Annotated in this window: 17 protein-coding genes; 12 read left to right on the forward strand and 5 right to left on the reverse strand. The window is 65.4% G+C overall.

Annotated elements, in window-relative coordinates; all coding sequences use genetic code 11:
- Window positions 1–14: 14 nt before the first annotated feature.
- Window positions 15–1064, reverse strand: a complete 1050-nt coding sequence (locus tag QGN32_RS10575) for a L,D-transpeptidase (protein ID WP_326548512.1) — start codon at window positions 1062–1064, stop codon at window positions 15–17.
- A gap of 183 nt (window positions 1065–1247) precedes the next feature.
- Here QGN32_RS10575 and QGN32_RS10580 point away from each other — a divergent pair, with 183 nt between their 5' ends.
- Entirely contained in the window at window positions 1248–1541 is a 294-nt protein-coding gene (locus QGN32_RS10580) for an MTH1187 family thiamine-binding protein (protein ID WP_326548513.1), read from the forward strand.
- Here the strand turns inward: QGN32_RS10580 and ricR are convergent.
- Both ricR and QGN32_RS10590 read right to left on the reverse strand, forming a co-directional pair.
- The gene (ricR, locus tag QGN32_RS10585; protein ID WP_326548514.1) at window positions 1538–1828 is read right to left on the reverse strand and encodes a copper-sensing transcriptional repressor RicR; all 291 of its coding nucleotides are present in this window, start codon (window positions 1826–1828) and stop codon (window positions 1538–1540) included. The two genes, QGN32_RS10580 and ricR, sit on opposite strands and share 4 nt — an antisense overlap.
- A 1-nt stretch (window position 1829) precedes the next feature.
- Complete coding sequence (locus QGN32_RS10590) at window positions 1830–2444, reverse strand: DUF305 domain-containing protein (RefSeq protein WP_326548515.1); 615 nt, start codon at window positions 2442–2444, stop codon at window positions 1830–1832.
- A gap of 80 nt (window positions 2445–2524) precedes the next feature.
- Between QGN32_RS10590 and ilvD the strand changes: the two genes are divergently transcribed.
- Window positions 2525–4255 carry a dihydroxy-acid dehydratase gene (gene ilvD, locus QGN32_RS10595; protein ID WP_326548516.1) on the forward strand — a complete coding sequence of 577 codons (1731 nt, stop codon included), beginning with the start codon at window positions 2525–2527 and terminating at the stop codon, window positions 4253–4255.
- An 11-nt stretch (window positions 4256–4266) separates the two neighbouring features.
- Here ilvD and QGN32_RS10600 read toward each other — a convergent pair whose 3' ends face one another.
- Window positions 4267–4773: an MBOE_33420 family protein gene (locus tag QGN32_RS10600; protein ID WP_500862307.1), complete on the reverse strand. Its 507-nt coding sequence runs from the start codon at window positions 4771–4773 to the stop codon at window positions 4267–4269.
- A 317-nt stretch (window positions 4774–5090) separates the two neighbouring features.
- Window positions 5091–5756 carry an O-methyltransferase gene (locus QGN32_RS10605; RefSeq protein ID WP_326548517.1) on the reverse strand — a complete coding sequence of 222 codons (666 nt, stop codon included), beginning with the start codon at window positions 5754–5756 and terminating at the stop codon, window positions 5091–5093.
- Between the two features lie 320 nt (window positions 5757–6076).
- On the opposite strand from QGN32_RS10605, the gene QGN32_RS10610 reads away from it, so the two are divergent.
- The 10 genes from QGN32_RS10610 to QGN32_RS10650 all read left to right on the forward strand — a co-directional run bounded on the left by QGN32_RS10610 (window position 6077) and on the right by QGN32_RS10650 (window position 18354).
- The gene (locus QGN32_RS10610; protein ID WP_326548518.1) at window positions 6077–6781 is read left to right on the forward strand and encodes a type VII secretion target; all 705 of its coding nucleotides are present in this window, start codon (window positions 6077–6079) and stop codon (window positions 6779–6781) included.
- A gap of 155 nt (window positions 6782–6936) precedes the next feature.
- Window positions 6937–7887 (forward strand): ESX-1 system-associated protein, encoded by a 951-nt coding sequence (locus QGN32_RS24355; protein WP_500862308.1) that lies wholly within the window; start codon window positions 6937–6939, stop codon window positions 7885–7887.
- A 1560-nt stretch (window positions 7888–9447) separates the two neighbouring features.
- Window positions 9448–10125: an EspK C-terminal domain-containing protein gene (locus tag QGN32_RS10615; RefSeq protein WP_326548519.1), complete on the forward strand. Its 678-nt coding sequence runs from the start codon at window positions 9448–9450 to the stop codon at window positions 10123–10125.
- A 168-nt stretch (window positions 10126–10293) separates the two neighbouring features.
- Window positions 10294–11574: an HNH endonuclease signature motif containing protein gene (locus QGN32_RS10620; RefSeq protein WP_326548520.1), complete on the forward strand. Its 1281-nt coding sequence runs from the start codon at window positions 10294–10296 to the stop codon at window positions 11572–11574.
- 330 nt (window positions 11575–11904) lie between these two features.
- Window positions 11905–13083, forward strand: a complete 1179-nt coding sequence (locus QGN32_RS10625; RefSeq protein ID WP_326548521.1) for a zinc-dependent alcohol dehydrogenase — start codon at window positions 11905–11907, stop codon at window positions 13081–13083.
- Between the two features lie 20 nt (window positions 13084–13103).
- Window positions 13104–14567 (forward strand): aminotransferase class I/II-fold pyridoxal phosphate-dependent enzyme, encoded by a 1464-nt coding sequence (locus QGN32_RS10630; RefSeq protein WP_326549022.1) that lies wholly within the window; start codon window positions 13104–13106, stop codon window positions 14565–14567.
- An 82-nt stretch (window positions 14568–14649) separates the two neighbouring features.
- On the forward strand, window positions 14650–16473 hold the full coding sequence (locus QGN32_RS10635; protein ID WP_326548522.1) for a hypothetical protein: 1824 nt from the start codon (window positions 14650–14652) through the stop codon (window positions 16471–16473).
- Window positions 16473–16631, forward strand: coding sequence for a hypothetical protein (locus QGN32_RS10640; RefSeq protein WP_326548523.1), 159 nt, complete (start codon window positions 16473–16475; stop codon window positions 16629–16631). The genes QGN32_RS10635 and QGN32_RS10640 overlap by 1 nt, the downstream gene beginning before the upstream one ends.
- Complete coding sequence (locus QGN32_RS10645; RefSeq protein ID WP_326548524.1) at window positions 16628–17026, forward strand: hypothetical protein; 399 nt, start codon at window positions 16628–16630, stop codon at window positions 17024–17026. Before QGN32_RS10640 ends, QGN32_RS10645 begins: the two co-directional genes overlap by 4 nt.
- Window positions 17026–18354 carry a hypothetical protein gene (locus tag QGN32_RS10650; RefSeq protein WP_326548525.1) on the forward strand — a complete coding sequence of 443 codons (1329 nt, stop codon included), beginning with the start codon at window positions 17026–17028 and terminating at the stop codon, window positions 18352–18354. The genes QGN32_RS10645 and QGN32_RS10650 overlap by 1 nt, the downstream gene beginning before the upstream one ends.
- Window positions 18355–18358: the final 4 nt, after the last annotated feature.

Below are 18358 nucleotides of genomic sequence, written 5' to 3' on the forward strand. Positions count from 1 at the left end.
CGCACCGAAATCGCTTAGAACATCTGCCAGTCCGACGCGCCGTCGGGTTGGTTGTAGATCCCGGTCGAGCCCTTGATGACAACCGCGTCACCACTGCCGAAGTTGTCGAAGAACCACTTCGCGTTGGCGGGGCTCAGGTTGATGCAGCCATGGCTGACGTTGCTCTCGCCCTGAGATCCGACGGACCAGGGCGCGCTGTGCACGAAAACGCCGCTGTTGTCGATGCGCACGGCGTCCTTCACCTTGAGCTTGTAACCTTGCGGCGAATCCACCGGCACGCCGTAGGTGGACGAGTCCATCACGATGTCGGCGAACTTCTCCAGCACGTAATACGTGCCGTTCTTGGTGTCATGGCCCTTCTTGCCCATCGAAACGGGGAACGTCTTCTCCAACTCCCCGTTGCGATGGATCTCCATCTGCAACGTCGAGTTGTCGATGGTCGCGACCAGCTGCTCCGGCACCGTGAAGCTGGACTTGGTACCCGAAGCGTCGATGTTCACCACCGTGCCCGTGGGCCAGAAGTCCTGCGGACGCCACCGCACCTGGGTGTCATCGATCCAGTAGAACCGGCCGGGCACCGGCGGGTTCGATGAGATGTGAATCGCTTGCTCAGCCATTTGGCGGTTGGCGATCGGCCGCTGGAAGTTGATGTAGATCGGTTTGGCGGCGCCGACGATCGAACCGTTGGTCGGGTTGAAGGACGGCGGCGCGAACACCGGCGCACCAACGTAGGGCGTCGGGTTCTGGCCCGCCGGCGTGCCCTCGGGGATCGGCTGCTGCTGCGCCAGCGGATCGGGCGGCGCGAAGAACGGGTTCGACGATGGTGGCGGCGGGGGCGCTTCGGCCGCCGGAGCCGGCCCGGGCGGCGCCGCCGGGGCCGCGAGTGGATCGGCCGGTGGGGGCGGCGGCAGTGCCGGCCCCGGCGCGACGGCCGGATCGACGGGCACCGGTGGCGGTGGCACACCGGGTTGAGCCAGGGCTGACGGGCTGGTGAGCACCATCCCGCCGACCAGGCTCGCCGCCACGATGGCAGTGAGCAGTCGGCTGCGCTTTGGCCTGCGCATACATAACCTCCCAGTCGCAGATCTCCAACCAGTGTGGCATAGCGCACCGAGCACACTCCGGCGTCCAAGCGCCCCCTCTACTTGGGCGAGCGCTCAATCCACACCGCTGACCTGGGGTATTCATCGGCCTCCAGGTGCCTAGCGTTAACAACGCAGCAGCGGCTTCGGTGGCAGGCTGGTCCCATGATTGTGGCCTTCAGTGTGAGTCCGATGGGCGGAGACGACAGCGTTGGCGACGCGGTCGCCCAAGCGGTCAGGGTGGTCCGTGAGTCGGGGCTGCCGAATGAGACCAACGCGATGTTCACCAACCTCGAAGGAGACTGGGACGAGGTGATGGACGTCGTGAAGCGGGCCGTTGAGGTGGTCGCCGCGGCGTCGCCCCGGGTGAGCCTGGTGCTCAAGGCCGACATCCGTCCCGGCCACACCGGCCAGCTGACGGCGAAGGTCAGGCGTATCGACGAGGTGCTGGGCGACTAGGAGCGCACCAGGCGCGCGATGGCCGCGGACGCCTCGGCCAGTTTCACCTCGGCCTGCTCACCGCCCACCGCGACCGCTTGGGACACGCAATGGCTCAGATGTTCATCGAGCAGACCGAGCGCGACGGACTGCAGCGCGTTGTTGACGGCGCTGATCTGAGTGAGCACGTCGATGCAGTACTTGTCGTCCTCGATCATCTTCGCGATCCCGCGCACCTGGCCCTCGATTCGGCGCAGCCGCTTGGCGTAGTTTTCCTTCTGCTGTGAATAGCCGTGCACCGCAGTCATTTCAGCCTCTCAGCATTTGGTTCATCTGATCGATCTCGGCCTGCTGTGTGTCGACCATCGTCTGCGCCAGCCGCTTGGCGTCGACGTTCGCGCCGTTGGCGAGCTCTGCTCGGGCCATCTCGATCGCCCCCTGGTGGTGGCTGATCATCGACTCGAGCCACAGAGTGTCGAACTCGGCCCCCGACAGCGACTTGAGTTTGGCCATGGTCGCGTCGTCGACCATCCCCTGCATCGCACCGCCGTGTCCTTCTTCTCCGCCGTGCCCGGCCCGGGCGTCCGGGTTCTCGTTCCACTGCACGAGCAACACCTTCATGGTGCGGATCTCGGGCTCCTGTGCCGCGGAGATCTGCTCGGCAAGCGCCTTCAACTCGGGATTCACGGACCGGTCCGGGACCATCGCCGACAGTTCGACGGCTTGCTCGTGGTGCGGGATCATGTTCGTCGCGAACGCGATGTCATCGGCGTTGTAGCCGGCCGGTTCGCCGCTGATGGCGGGCTCGTCGGAACTTTCGTGATTGGTGTGGTCGTCCGACGCAGTACTGGTACAGGATGTCAGCAGCAACGCAGTGGCGAGGGCGAGCAGGACAGCGGCAAGGCGAGTGATCCGGGACGTCATGAGCCCGATCCTACCAGATACCCCTCCGGGGTATGGATAAGGGTTTGGCCGAGGGAAAACGCCGCAGGCATAATCATTTGATGCCCTCAGAGACTCCGGACCCCGAAGCCCGCCGTCGGGCGGAGCCCGACATCAAACCCCGAAGCCGGGACGTCACCGACGGCCTCGAGAAGGCCGCCGCCCGCGGGATGCTGCGCGCGGTCGGCATGGAGGACGACGACTTCGCCAAACCGCAGATCGGCGTCGGCTCGTCGTGGAACGAGATCACGCCCTGCAACCTGTCGCTGGACCGACTGGCCAAGGCCGTCAAGGACGGCGTGCACGCGGCCGGCGGCTTCCCGATGGAGTTCGGCACGATCTCGGTGTCCGACGGCATCTCGATGGGCCACGAGGGCATGCACTTCTCACTGGTGTCGCGCGAGGTGATCGCCGACAGCGTCGAGACGGTGATGCAAGCCGAGCGCCTGGATGGTTCCGTGCTGCTGGCCGGATGCGACAAGTCCCTGCCCGGCATGCTGATGGCGGCCGCCCGGCTCGATCTCGCCAGTGTGTTCCTCTACGCCGGGTCGATCCTGCCCGGTAAGGCAAAGCTGTCGGACGGCACCGAACGCGAAGTGACGATCATCGACGCGTTTGAGGCGGTCGGGGCGTGCGCACGCGGGCTGATGCCCCGAGAGGACGTCGACGCGATCGAGCGCGCGATCTGCCCCGGCGAAGGCGCCTGCGGCGGCATGTACACCGCGAACACGATGGCCTCCGCCGCAGAGGCGTTGGGCATGTCCCTGCCCGGCAGCGCCGCGCCTCCGGCCACAGACCGCCGACGCGACGGGTTTGCGCGTCGCAGCGGTCAGGCCGTCGTGGAGTTGCTGCGCCGCGGCATCACCGCCCGCGACATCCTCACCAAGGAGGCGTTCGAGAACGCGATCGCGGTGGTGATGGCGTTCGGCGGGTCGACCAACGCCGTCCTGCATCTGCTGGCGATCGCCCATGAGGCCAACGTCAAGCTGACCCTCGAAGACTTCACCCGGGTGGGTGCCAAGGTGCCGCATCTGGCCGACGTCAAACCGTTCGGCAAGCACGTGATGTTCGACGTCGACCACATCGGCGGCGTGCCTGTCGCGATGAAGGCGCTGCTGGATGCCGGTCTGATGCACGGCGATTGCCTGACGGTCACCGGCGAGACCATGGCCGAGAACCTCGCACACATCGCGCCGCCCGATCCCGACGGCAAGGTGCTGCGCGCACTCAACGACCCCATCCACCCGACGGGTGGCATCACGATCCTGCACGGCTCACTGGCTCCGGAGGGAGCCGTGGTCAAGTCGGCTGGCTTCGATTCGGACGTGTTCGAAGGCACTGCGAGGGTTTTCGAGCGTGAGCGGGCAGCTCTGGATGCCTTGGAGGACGGCACAATTCAGGCCGGCGACGTCGTCGTCATCCGTTACGAAGGCCCCAAGGGCGGTCCGGGGATGCGCGAGATGCTGGCGATCACCGGCGCCATCAAGGGTGCGGGCCTGGGCAAGGACGTGCTGTTGATGACCGACGGCCGGTTCTCCGGAGGCACCACCGGGCTGTGCGTCGGACACGTCGCGCCCGAAGCCGTCGACGGCGGCCCGATCGCGTTCCTGAAGGACGGCGATCGCATTCGCCTCGATGTGGCGAATGGCACGCTCGACGTCTTGGTCGATCCGGCGGAGTTCGAGTCGCGCAAGGCAGGTTTCGAGCCGCTACCGCCGCGCTACACCACCGGCGTGTTGGCCAAATACACCAAGCTGGTCGGATCGGCGGCGGTAGGCGCGGTCTGCGGCTGACGTTTCGCCGTTCAGCGGGGTGGCCGCGGATCGGTCGGAGTCAGCGAAATCGGCAGCCAGTACGTGCCTGGCCCCTGGCCCGGACATCCCGGTGCGGGCACCGTGAAGGTCCGCTCACCGGAGAAGCTGCCATCACCGTTCGGCTTGAGCCAGTCCGAGCGCTGCGTGGTCACCGTGCCGCCGCTGCCGTCGGGATCGCAGTAGAAGGGATATTCGCCGGCGGACTCCCAACGATCATCTCTCCACCGGTACTCGAATTGCGATGGCGCATGGGGATCTTGAGTGATTCCGGTTTCCCTCAGCCACCGGGAGACGCACCCGTTCACGTCGCAGTTGGTGGTGAACAGCCCCAACTGCATGGCCGCTTCCGCGAACGCCGGTCGACCGTTGAAGGTCTGTCGCGAGTGGTCGAGCAACGCGTTGTAGTAGCCGTAGATCGGGATGGGCTCAGCGCGGTCGGCACCGGCCACCGGCGCGAGCGCCAGTGCGGTACAACCGGTGAACACGGCGAGCGACAACGTCTTTGGCTCGACGAGGACCCCTTCGGCCGGGAGCCCTCGGCGGGCGGAGAACTCTCGACTCTATCTACCACAGTTGTCACATCAGCCGTCCTTGAACCGGTCATACAACGCGGCGAGGTGGGTCCTCTCCCGAGCGCAAATGCGCCAGCAGATCTCGAGAGTCGGAAAGCCGTCGTCCGGCTATGAGGTGATAGTGCCGTCAGGCAAGCGATTTCCGTAGCGGACAGCGACGTGCGCCTTCGATGTCGTGCGCCCGCACGACGTGCGGATAGCGGTTCGAAGTGCGCGTTCCAAGCCGAGGCAGTACACGACACCTAGCCGGCGATGCGGGCAACCGCAAAGCCGTCCCAGCCCTTGGTGCCGACTGTCTGTATAGCGGCGGTTTCCAATTGGGGATGATCTCCCATCATTTCGAGCATGTCCCGTACGGCGCGGGCCTGATGGTCGTCGGCGGCAGGGTCGAGTACACGACCGAACCGGGCGATGTTGTCCACCACGATGATCGAGCCGGGCCTGCCCAGCTTGATGGCCCACTCGACGTAAGCGACGTTGTTCTCCTTGTCGGCATCGATGAAGAACAGATCGAATATCTCGCCGCGTTCGGCGAGTACCGGCAGCGTGTCGAGTGCCGCCCCGACGATGATCTCGATGCGGTCCTGCACGCCCGCGCGGACAAAGTTCTCCTGCGCTATTTCGGCGTGTTCAGGTTCGTACTCGAGTGTGACGACGTGACCGTTGGGTCCGACGCCGCGGGCGAGGTTGATGGTGCTGTAACCGGCGAGGGTGCCGATCTCGAGGACGCTGGTGGCCCGCGTCATCGTCGTCAGGAGGTAAAGCAACTTTCCGTGCTGGCCGGAGACCTCAATGGCGGGCATGCCTGCGGTATCGCCGGCTTCGCGCGCGGCGCGCAGGGCATCGTCCTCGGTGTGGAGGATGCGGTTGAAAAGGACGTCGAGCGCCTTGGAGTCGGGGTCGGCCACGTGCGAAACGATAGCCGAGCGGCTACGGGCCGATGATCTGCGTTGCGGGGAGAATCAGCCGATGTTGTTTGCTGGTGGCAGCGCCGTGGTGGGTTGTCCGCGGAGGGCTCCGATGGGCCGCTCCGAGTGCGAGTAACTCGTCAGCCGTGGCAGGGGCGATCCGGCTACCGACGAGCGGCGAGGATATCGCCGGGTTCGGCACAAGGAATGGACATAATTGGCGTGATCGTCGCTATTGCTGGTCAGGTAGCATTTGCCGGGTGACGCCTGAGGTGGGCGCCAATCGATCGGCGCGAAGCTGATCGACATGCGGAGAGACGATGACTGAAACGCTGCGAATTGACACCGGCCTTGTGCGCGAGGCCGGTGCGCGGCTGCAGGCTCTTGCGGGTGCCATCCCCCCTCCGCCGGCCTCCCACAGTCCAGCAGGCGGCGATGCTCTGTCGACGGCGATCGCGGCCAAGGTGGCCGAGGTGGTCGACCCAGTGATCGCGCAGTTGCCGGTCACCAAGGATGAGTTGACTCGGTACGCGGAGAAGGTGGTGAACGCGGCCAACACCTACGACGCGGTTGACCGGCAGATCGCCGAGGAAATTCTCAAGCGCGACGAAGCGCTGGACGATGCCGCCGGCCCGGGCGGCGGCGCAACCGCTGGCTTCGCGGGTTCATCATCGGGTGCTACTGCTTCGCCGGTCGCGGGCGAAGCTCGGCAGGCTGGTCAGATGGGCTCGATGACTCAGATACCCGCGCAGATGACACAGCAGGCGACCCAGGCACCGATGCAAGCGGCGGGCATGGCGGCGGCAATCCCACAGGCAATGACGCAAGGGGCGCAACAAGCAGTGCAGCAGGTTGGCCCGCTGGCGGAAACGGCGGGCAAGGCGGAAGAGCCGGGGCGGTCAGGCGAGTCGGTCCCGCAGGAACAGACAGCGGCCGGTGACACGAATGGTGAACGCGCACCCGAGACTTCATCTTCGCCGGGCTCGGCGCGTTCGACTGAGGAGGGACCGGGGATCGCGCTGTGAGTTTTCCGCCGCCGCCGGGAGGTCCGCCGCCCGGGAATCCTGATCCGCCGCAGGGCTATCCGGGGCCGTACGGTCCTCCTCCGCAACAACCGCCCTGGCCCCAGCAGCAATGGCCGGGTCAACCGCCGAAGAAGCGCGGCAACGTATGGAAGTGGATGCTCGGCGGAGTGGCACTGCTAGCCATCATCGGAATTACTGTGGCAGTGACGATTTCAGTGACATCCGATGACGAGCCGACAGAACCGGGTGAAACCTTTGGCCTAGCGAGTGCAGACGACAAGGGTCCCGCGAACATCATCACTGAGGATCCGACGTGTGCGGCATGGGGACCGATAAACAAGCGACTCGCGGACGCTGAGAGGAACGGATGGGAAAGCATCGACCGTTCCATCCCTGGCTCAGAATGGTCAGCTGACCAGCGCGCCAAGCACATAGCCGTCGGGGAAGCGATGCTAGTCGCCGCCCGTCAGACAGAGCGCTTGATCCGCACAACCCCGCATAGGGCAATGCGCCAACTGTATGAACAGTTTGTTGCATACGCACGTGCATACGACGATGCAATTGCTTCTTACGAACCGCTCGACAATTACTTAGCCACCGTCGTTGCAGATATCTCATCGGCAATCGCAAACATCTGCGCCACAATCGCTTACGGATCAGCTCAGGCATGGGCGTCACTGGTACCCGAAGTCGCTCCGCCATCAGAACTGTCGCCGTTACAGGATCCTCGAAATCCGTCGCGGTTCTTATCCTCACCCGATATCACGTGCCCGAAGTGGGAACCACTTCTAATGAGATTCCGAACCGATACCAAATCATGGGCCACGATAGATGCGGCAAAGCCCGTGACTCAATGGACGCCGCAGCAGCGGTCGACAGGCGATACCCTCGCATCAGTCATCGAAACTTTCGCTGGCGATGTCGAAGAGCTAGGTCGGAAGAGCAGTAATGCAGTACTCCAGGACTTCGCGTTACTCGCCTCTCAGTACCGCCACGCCTTTGCGCAAGCGCTACCGAACTACACCCCGGCTGACTCATTTCTCTCTGCGGTCGCAGTTGACCTCACTAATACTATTTTCGATGCATGTAAGGCTGCGGGGGACTAGTGAATGGGCATCGGTAGGCCGCCCGACCCTTACGGCTTGACTACACCGCCAGCGTGGCCAGAGGTCGACGAAGATGTCCTCCGGACGTGCGCGGAAGCATTCGATGCGGCATCAAAATCCGTTAGTTCTCAATTGGAGTTGGCTAAGCAGGAGCGGCTGCGATTTTTCAGCGGTATTGGACTCTGGTCCGGCAGCGCAGCGAGCCTAGCCAGTAAGTCTCTGGATAAGCGCATCATTGACCTGGAGTCGGTGAACGAGCAACTAGATGCGGTAACCAGATTTTTCAACAAGAGCGTCGCGGCCACTATCGCCGCGAAGAATCAGATCACGAGCAATGTCGAGGTAGCTAACAAGATCCTCGACTGGATCCAGTCGCACCCGGACATACCGGAAGACGCGAAGCGATCTGCCATCTCGGAGGGGATCGCGGCGATCCGGGGGCAGAACGCATCGATAGTCGCGGAAGCGGGATCTGAGATTTCTGGCGAGTCCCCGCCCGCCGCCCAATCGCCACCGTCGCCCGCAGGGCTTTCTCTGCTTCACAACGGACATACGAAAAACGGCTTTACCCTTGCGCCTGCGAGCGACATGTCCGGCGTCGGTGGTAACGCTCTGATGGAAAGCCCTCCTGAGGGAACCCCACCGATCCCAGATATTCCTCTGCCAGCAATTCACGGGATTGGGGAGATCGGCGGAAGCGAAGTAACCGACGATCCGCCTCAAATCCCGGCGGAATCCGAGTCGCTTGCGCCGCCATCTACGGAACTCTCTGGCGTGGGCGGCGGAGACACCATCATGAGTTCGCCCTTATCGGACGCCTCATCGTCCGCACCTCCCGCCCCTGCAACTACACCCGGTATGCCCGGAATCCCCGGCATGCCTGGCAATCCCGGTGCGCCCGCGCCTCCACGGATTAGTACCCCGGGCAGCCTTCTATCCGCGGGCTCCACTGTTACCTCAACCCCGTCGACCCCGTCAGCACCATCCACACCGACAGTCACGCCAAGCGCACCCAGCCCCATGAATCCGGCTGCAGCAGCGGCGAATCAAGCTCAGATGGCCGAGTTCCAGCGAGCGATGGCTGAATCTGCGGCGAAAGCTGCTGCGCAAGCACCTATCCCGCCACCCCAGCCGTCCGCCCCTATGACGGCCGCATCAGCAGCGCAGACACCGGCACTTTCCCCGTCTCCAGAGGCTCCTTCGGCACCCGTAGCCAGCCACACCGCGTCTGCATCCGGGCCCGCCGCCGGGAGCGGCCAGGCGCCCGTCGCACCGCCACCCGCGACAGGTGCCACGCCCGCACCGCCGGTGCAACTCGGCCCGCCTGCAACTCCCCCGCCGGCCGCACCCGTCGCCCCGGCTGCCGGCGTCGGTCCTGCCGTTCCGCCTGCCGCGGGTGCCGGGTCGAGTTCGACGGGTGCCCCTGCGCCCGTTCCGGTTTCAGCGGCGCGTGCCCAGCGCGAGGCTATCGCCGCGGCAACTCTTCGTCGTCCGTCCGCGAGCGATCCCGCTCAACTCGCCCAGCGCATCGCGGCGGCGCTGAACGTCGGCATCACGGACATGGGCTTCTTCTGGGTCACCGGCCTCGCCAAAGACGGATCCATTGTCGTCGCGAACAACTACGGCATCGGCTACATCCCCGAAGGCATCAATCTGCCCGATCGCGTCAAGATGGTTACCGCCGACGAGAGCATTCCCGCGAGCATTCGTGGCAGCTGGACAACGTATCCGATCCTCGCACTTCATGGTTGGGCCCAGCACCACAACACCGACTTGCGCGCCGTCATCGCCACCGATGACCAGTTCAAGGGATTCGACCCTGGCGCACCGAGGATTATCCTTCGTCCTGATGACCTACCCGAAAGTGGGCGAATGGAAGGGCGACACAGACTCCAGGTGATATCGCCCGACGCAGCAGCAAGATTGTCCGCTATTGCACCGAGCGGTCTTTCGGAAGTGCTGCCACCACCACCCACCGACAACACTCCGCCGGACGATCGGCGCGCGCTCCTGTGGTTCGAAGTCTTCCGACCCTTGCTCAGTAACTCGCCGGACCGCGGTCAAGTTCAATTGCAGAATTTCGTCGTCTACGCCGACCACGCCCAAGAACTCGCGCTACACCGAGCGCACACCGCGACCGACACCGCCGACCAGCGCGCCGCCATCGCCGATTGGATTTACTGGCAGCATCTCAGCGTTCTCGCGGCCGACGCCATCGCCACCCGCGTCACCGTCTAGCTCTCGTTCAGAGGCCACAGGCACTACAGCTACTTCCGGCAATCCGCTGGATGTAATCGCGCCCGCAGGCCGCTGCCGCGCTAACAGTTGGCAGGTGATTAAGACCTAGCACGGGCGCGGTAACGCTCCTCCCTCATCAATGTCAGACCCTGCTGTCATGATGCCGTCATGGTTTCGATCGCTCCCTCCGGCGTTGAGGTCGACTTGAGTCGATCGCAGCGTCTCGAGGAATTATTCGGGGAGTTGGAAGAGCTGTCGGGTCAGCGCAATGCCATTGATGGGCGCATCGTGCAGATCACCGCCGAGCTCGATCGGGACGATCTGTGGAGCACGACCGGAGCAAGGTCGGTGAAGGCGTTGGTGGCCTGGAAACTCGGGCTGTCGACGACGACGGCGACGACGGTCGCTGCGATCGCGGACCGATTTGAGGAGTTCCCGCGCTGCACTTCCGAGATGCGCGAGGGTCGGCTGTCGCTGGATCAGGTTGGGGTGATCGCCAAGCACGCCAGTAACGGGTCTGATGACCACTATGCGCAGTTGGCTTCGGTGGCCACAGTCAGCCAGTTGCGCTTTGCGCTCACACTCGAACCGCGCCCCGAACCGGATCGACCCCAGCCGAAGCGCTCGCTCACCAAGATCAGCGGTGAGCATTTCAGCACCTACCGGATTACCCTGCCGAACATCGAGGCTGCCAAGCTCGACGCTGCGCTGAAGTCACACCGCGACGCGCTGATCAACGACCACAATCGCGACCACGGACCCGACGGCTCCGGCGAGGGCCAGGAACGCCGTGCGGGGGGCGACTCAGAGTGTCAGCCGCCGTTTCCGAACTTGACTGATGCGTTCATGCGCATGGTGGAAACCGCTTGGGACGCCGAGGTGGCGCGCCGCCCGCATGGGCAGCACACGACGGTGATCGTGCATCTCGATGCCGACAAGCCCGCCGCGTGGCCGCACCTGGGCCCGGTCTTGTCGGATGCCGATCGGCAATTATTGTTGTGTGATACCGATTGTGAGGTGTGGCTCGAGCGGCACGGCCAGGTCATCGGGTCGGGCCGCACCACGCGGGTGATCAGCCGCCGGCTGCGCCGCGCGCTGGAGTATCGCGACCGCACCTGTCGGGTGCCCGGCTGTAACGCCACCCGCGGTCTGCACGCCCATCACATCCGGCACTGGGAAGACGGCGGCCCCACCGAAATGCACAATTTGGTGTTGGTGTGCCCCTATCACCATCGGATGCATCACCGCGGCGAGATCACCATCACCGGACCCGCCGACCAGTTGAGCGTCACCGACCGCGATGGCGAACCCTTACACCCGGGATCACTGGCCCGCCCGCCCAAAGATCCCCCGCCGGCGGCGCCACCCTGGCCCGGGCCCCTTGGCGAACGCGCCCAATGGTGGTGGTATGACCCCTTCCAACCCCAACCACCACCGACCAACAATTAGAACTGCCAAACAAGGCCAGGCAAAGGGATTGGCGCATAGGGAAATTCGGCACCAAAGGCGAAAAGCCTCTGCTACCGCATCGTGCAGTCATGGACGGCAACTCCACCTACACCGGTGAAGTCCCCGTTACCGACGTGCTCGGCGACGCCTCTCAAGTCACTGTCGACGGCGCACGCCAACTCGCGCCGGGTCGAGCTGGCGCCGACCACTGCGCCGCCATCGCCAAACGGACCTACTGGATAGGCCGCTGCGCGGCATCGCCTAGCCGCGTAGCCTACGTTTGACTCGCGCCTGAATGGGCACGCCCTCCTGAGACCTTAGGAGGCGCGCATGCGAGCAGTGACCTGGCAGGGTCGTCGGAAAGTGTCCGTCGACAACGTGCCCGATCCGGCGATCAAGGAACCCAACGACGCGATCATCCGGGTCACCAGCACCAACATCTGCGGCTCGGACCTGCACCTCTACGAGGTGCTCGGCGCCTTCATGAGCCCCGGCGACATCCTCGGCCACGAGGCGATGGGTGTCGTCGAAGAGGTCGGCCGCGACGTCGCCGATCTCAAGCAAGGCGACCGCGTCGTCATACCGTTCAACATCTCGTGCGGCCACTGCTTCATGTGTGACCACGGTTTGCAGAGCCAGTGCGAGACCACCCAGAACCGCGACCAGGGCACCGGTGCAGCACTGTTCGGCTACTCCAAGCTGTACGGCGAGGTCGCCGGCGGCCAAGCCGAATATCTGCGCGTCCCACAGGCGCAGTACACCCATATCAAGGTGCCGGAGGACGGACCCGACGACCGCTACGTCTACCTCTCCGACGTGCTGCCCACCGCCTGGCAGGCCGTCGAGTACGCCGAGATCCCCGACGGCGGCACCCTGGTGGTCCTCGGCCTCGGACCTATCGGCGCGATGGCCTGCCGCATCGCCGCACATCGCAAGGGCTGCAAGGTGATCGGGGTCGACTTGGTCGACGAGCGGATCTCGCGCGCCCGCGCGTACTGCGACGAAGTCATCGATCTTCGCAGCGACGACGCCGACGAAATCGTCAAGAGCCAGACCGACGGCCGCGGCGCCGAGTCCGTGATCGACGCCGTCGGCATGGAGGCGCACGGTTCGCCGGTCGCCGAAACCATGCAAACCATGAGCCAGTTCTTGCCTTCCCCGGTGGGCCGCGTCGTGATGAAGAACGCCGGCGTCGACCGGCTCGCGGCGCTGAACTCCGCGATCGCGCTGGTGCGGCGGGGCGGGACGATCTCACTTTCCGGCGTCTACGGCGGTGCCGCCGACCCCATCAACATGATGACGTTGTTCGACAAGCAGATTCGGCTGCGAATGGGCCAGGCGAACGTCAAGCGGTGGGTGCCCGACATCATGCCGCTGCTGACCGCCGAGGATCCGCTGGGCGTCGAGCAGTTCGCCACGCACCGACTGCCGCTCGATGCCGCACCCGGGGCATACGAAACCTTCCAGAAGAAGGAGGACGGCATGGTCAAGGTCATCCTCAAACCGTGACCGACATGGACCGATCTGACATGGACCATTCCGAAGCCCCCCTGCTCGACGCACTCGTCGACTACCGCCAGGCAAACCGCTACGGCTTCACTCCGCCGGGGCACCGGCAGGGTCGTGGCGCCGACAGCCGCGTGCTCGATGTGCTCGGACCCCAAGCGTTCGCCGACGACCTGCTCGCCAGCGGCGGGCTCGACGACCGTCGCACCAGCAACGAATACCTCACGCGCGCCGAGGATCTCATGGCCGACGCGGTCGACGCCAAGGTTGCCTGGTTCTCCACCTGTGGCAGTTCGCTGTCGGTCAAAGCCGCGATGATGGCGGTCGCCGGCTTGGCCAGCGGTGGCCTGCTCGTGCCGCGCGACAGCCACAAGTCCATCGTCGCCGGCCTCATCTTCTCCGGCGTGCAACCGCGATGGGTCACCCCGCGCTGGGACGCCGAACGGCATTTCAGCCATCCCCCGTCGCCGGACGAATTCCGGGAAGCCTGGGACAAGCACCCCGACGCCGCCGGAGCGCTCGTCGTCTGCCCCAGCCCCTACGGCACCTGCACGGACCTGGCCGGAATCGCGGATGTCTGTCACGAACGCGGCAAGCCGCTGATCGTCGACGAGGCCTGGGGCGCACACCTGCCGTTCCACGAGGACCTGCCGACCTGGGCGATGGATGCCGGCGCGGACGTCTGCGTGGTCAGCGTCCACAAGATGGGGGCCGGGTTCGAACAGGGTTCCGTCTTTCACCTGCAGGGCGACCTCATCGACCAGGACCGGCTCTCGGCGTGCGCGGACCTATTGATGACCACCAGCCCCAACGTGCTCATATATGCCGCTATGGACGGTTGGCGCCGGCAGATGGTCGAGCACGGTCACGAACTGCTCGACAACGCACTCTCGCTCGCCCACCGACTCCGCCGTGAAATCGCGCGTATCCCCGACATCGAGGTGCTGGAAGACGAACTGCTCGGCGCCGAGGCATCCCACGACCTCGACCGCATGCAGATTCTGATCGACGTGTCCGGCACCGGCACCTCCGGCTACCAGGCCCACGACTGGCTGCGCGCACACAAGCACATCGACCTCGGCATGAGCGACCACCGGCGCATCCTGGCCACCATGTCGTTCGCCGACGACGACGCCACCGGTGAACGGTTACTCGACGCGTTGTGGGCATGGCGCAAAGCGGCCACCGACTTCGATCCGCCGTCACCGGTGCGCTTGCCGTCGCCCGAGGAGATCCAGCTCGAGACGGTGCAACTACCGCGCGACGCGTTCTTCGGGCAGGTCGAGCAGGTTCCCGCCGACAAGGCCGCCGGTCGCGTGTGCGCCGAGCAGATCACGCCCTACCCGCCGGGCATCCCCGCAGTAGTCCCCGGCGAACTGCTCACCGACGCGATCATCGACTACCTGCGAACGGGCCTGACAGCGGGCATGAACATTCCGGACGCGGCTGATACATCGCTTGAGACGTTTCGCGTCGCCGGTACCTGATACCCCTGGTTTCGTCTGTCCGATTTCTGGCAACATGACCGAAGAGTAAGGAGCTTCCTCCGACATTCGGCAGGTGGGGCAAATGACGGAAATCTCGTACTTGGCGCAGGACGAGGGCGGCGGGGCCGCGCTCAACGAAATCATCGGCCTGACCGCCGTCGCGGCGGTGGTCGCCGCGCTGCTGTTGTGGATCGGCTGGATGCACCGCAATCACAAGATCACCTGGTTGGCCAGGCTCGGCGATTGGTCCGGCCGCCGCTTCAAGCGCCCGTCGTGGGTGGCCCTGCCCATCGCGCTGTTCATCACGTCGATCATCTGCGCGTTGTTCGGCTTCATCTGGGACGTCAGCCTGCACATCGGCAACGGCCGCGACGACGGGGCGCTGGCCAACCCGGCGCACTACTTCATCCTCATCGGGCTATTCGGGATCTTCGTCGCCGGCTGCACCGCGATGGTGCTGCCATACGACAAGCCGGGTCCGGCCGCCGTACGCATCACCGACGACTGGTACGCACCCGTCGGCGGCATCGTGATGGCCGGGTGCGGGCTCTATGCCCTGATGGGCTTCCCGCTCGACGACATGTGGCACCGCATCTTCGGTCAGGACGTGACGCTGTGGGGGCCGACCCACCTGATGATGATCGGCGGCGCCGGCTTTTCCACCCTGGCCGCTGCCTATCTCGAGGTCGAGGGGAAGCGGGCAGTGGGTCCCGACGCGCCCCGCGACGGGATCGGGCTGAAGTTCGTCCAGTACCTGGCCTTCGGGGGCGTCCTCATCGGCATGTCGGTCTACCAGATCGAATTCGACTTCGGGGTGCCACAGTTCCGTCAGGTCTTTCAGCCCATGCTCATCGCGGCCGCCGCGGCGCTGGCGCTGGTCGCCGCCAGGGTCTTCCTCGGCCGGGGCGCGGCTCTGCTTGCGGCCTTGATCGCCATCGGCCTGCGCGGACTGGTCGCGGTCGCGGTCGGTCCGATCCTCGACGCACCGATCAACTGGTTCCCGCTGTATCTCGGTGCGGCGGTAGTGGTCGAACTGATCGGGCTGACCCCGCTGATCAAGCGTCCCGTGCTGTTCGGTGCCGTGGCAGGCCTAGGCGTCGGCACCCTCGGCCTCTGGCTCGAGTCCTTGTGGATCGGCGCTGTCTATCCCTACCCATGGCCGACCAGCATCTGGCCGGAAGCGCTCGCGATGGCGGTACCGGTGGCGATCCTGACCGGCGCGTGCGGCGCCATGGTGGGCATGGTGCTGACCGGCCGGCGACTGCCTCGCCGTGCCATCGGGATCGGCATCGTCGCGTTGACGGTGTTGGCGATCGGCGGAGCCACGGCCAACGGGCTCCGCTATGACGTTCCCGAAAGTGCCTCGGCGGCAATCACACTCACCGAAGCTCCCCGTGTCGACGGGCAGAGGTTCGTGACTGCGGACGTGCAGATCACGCCCGCGAACCTGATCGGCGACGACCCGAACTGGGTGTCCGTGCTCGGGTGGCAAGGTGGCCTGGCCAACGACCGCGGCATCTTCATCGACCACCTCCAACAGGTGGGTCCGGGCCACTACCGTTCCACCGAACCGATGCCGGTGTCCGGCACCTGGAAGACGCTGCTGCGCTTGCACGACGGACGCACCTTGGCCGCAGTGCCGATCTACCTGGCCGGTGATCCGGGTATCGGCGCCGAAGAGGTGCCCGCCGAGTCGTCGATGACCCGACCCGTCGTCGCCGAGATCACGATCCTGCAGCGTGAGCGCAGCCCGGACATTCCTGCTTCGCTGTGGCTGGTCGGCTGCCTGGTGGTCCTGGTCTGCACCCTGGCGATGGTCGCGGGTGTCACCTGGGGTGCCGGTCGGATCAACAACAGTGAACCGACCGGCAGCGACGCGGAGCTGCAACCGAGCGCGCAGTCGTGATGGATGGCTCAGACGTTTCGATCCTGGCGGACCACTCGGTGTGGATCGCAGTGCCCGCCTTCGCGCCGGCGATCGCCGTAGCAGGGGTGGTGGTGTACATCGCGATGAAGAACCGCCGCAAAGCCGACAGCAAGACCACCGACGAAGGGGCACCGTGACACCGACCGTCAGCCGCCGACTGGGTTTCGGCATCGTAGTCGCCGTGGCGCTCCTGACCGCCGGCTGCGGTGGCTCCCAAAGCTCCGACACCGCATCGGGCACGCCGGATCAGCAACGGCCAACCGACCGAGTCACCATCGACATCACAATCGAGGGCGGCAAGGTCACGCCGACGAATGCACAAGTCCCAGCGAAGCTGAACGAGCCGATTGTGCTGCGGGTCAACAGCGATGCGGCCGATGAGCTGCATGTGCACTCCGTGCCGGAGCACACCTTCAAGGTGGCTCCGAAGCCGGGCCAGCAGTTCCAGTTCAGTGTCGAGGTGCCCGGCAACGTCGAGATCGAGCTGCATGAGCTGAACCGCGTCGTCGCCACCGTTCAAGTCCAGCAGTGATGGCGGGCGGGTCGGTGTCCGTACTGGCCCACGGCCTCGGCGGCTCCACCGATCTGCCGATACCCTTCACCTACGCGCTGATCGGAGCGGCGTGGGCGTTGACGTTCACCTTCGCTGTAGTCGCGCTTGCGTGGAAGAAGCCGAGGTTCGATCCGACCAATTCCGCGCGTTCCCTGCCTGATTGGGTGACGACGGTGGTCGACGCCCCCGCCACCCGCTGGGCCCTAGCACTCGCCGGGTTGGGGTTCGCGGTGTGGGTGGGCTTCGCCGCCGTCCTCGGCCCACAGGATGCCAGGAACCCGCTGCCCGGCGTGTTCTACGTTCTGCTGTGGGTGGGTCTGGTAGCGGTGTCGCTGATCGTCGGACCCGTTTGGCGGGCGATATCGCCGGTGCGCGCGGTCCTTCGCCTGCTGGGGGGACGCTCGCTCGGGCTCACCTATCCGGCATGGTTGGGTTACTGGCCGGCCGCCGTCGGCCTGTTCGCCTTCGTCTGGCTGGAACTGGCCAGCCCCGACCCGGGTTCACTTGGCGCCATTCGCATCTGGCTGCTGGCCTACCTCGCGATTACCTTCGCCGGGGCGCTGTGCTGCGGTGCGCGCTGGTGCTCTCGGGCCGACCCGTTCGAGGTATACAGCGTGGTGGCATCGCGGCTGTCCCCGTTTCGTCGGCACCCCGACACCGGCAGGGTGGCCATCGGCAACCCGTTCGACCATCTCCCGTCGCTGCCGGTGCGTCCGGGTGTCGTCGCCGTCCTGGCCGTGCTGCTGGGATCAACGGCATTCGACAGCTTTTCGGCGATGCCGGCGTGGCGGAGCTTCGTCGATGACCACTCCTCGTCGACGCTGACCGCAACCCTGATCAAGACGGCCGGCCTCGCAACGTTCGCGGCGATTGTCGCGGGCACGTTCTGCTGCGCCTCGATCGCCACCGGCGGTGTCGACCGCGACCGGCGCCGGCAGTTGCCCGGCCTGATGGCTCATTCGCTGATCCCTATCGTCCTCGGCTATGTGTTCGCCCACTACCTGACCTACCTAATCGAGCGCGGTCAGCAGACGATCATCTTGTTGGCCGACCCGCTCGCCCGTGGCTGGAATCTGTTCTGGCTGGCCGACTCCGAAGTCAGCTACTTCTTGTCGTTGCACCCCGCGGTGCTCTCGACCCTCAAGGTCGGCTTCGTGCTGGCCGGCCACATCGGCGGGGTGATCGCCGCGCACGACCGCGCGCTGCGGGTGCTGCCGTCGGGCTACCAGCTCACCGGACAACTGGCGATGATGCTGGTCATGGTCGGCTACACGTTCACCGGGCTGTACCTGCTGTTCGGCGGGTAGCGTC

Source organism: Mycolicibacterium sp. ND9-15, assembly GCF_035918395.1.
Taxonomy (GTDB): Bacteria; Actinomycetota; Actinomycetes; order Mycobacteriales; family Mycobacteriaceae; genus Mycobacterium.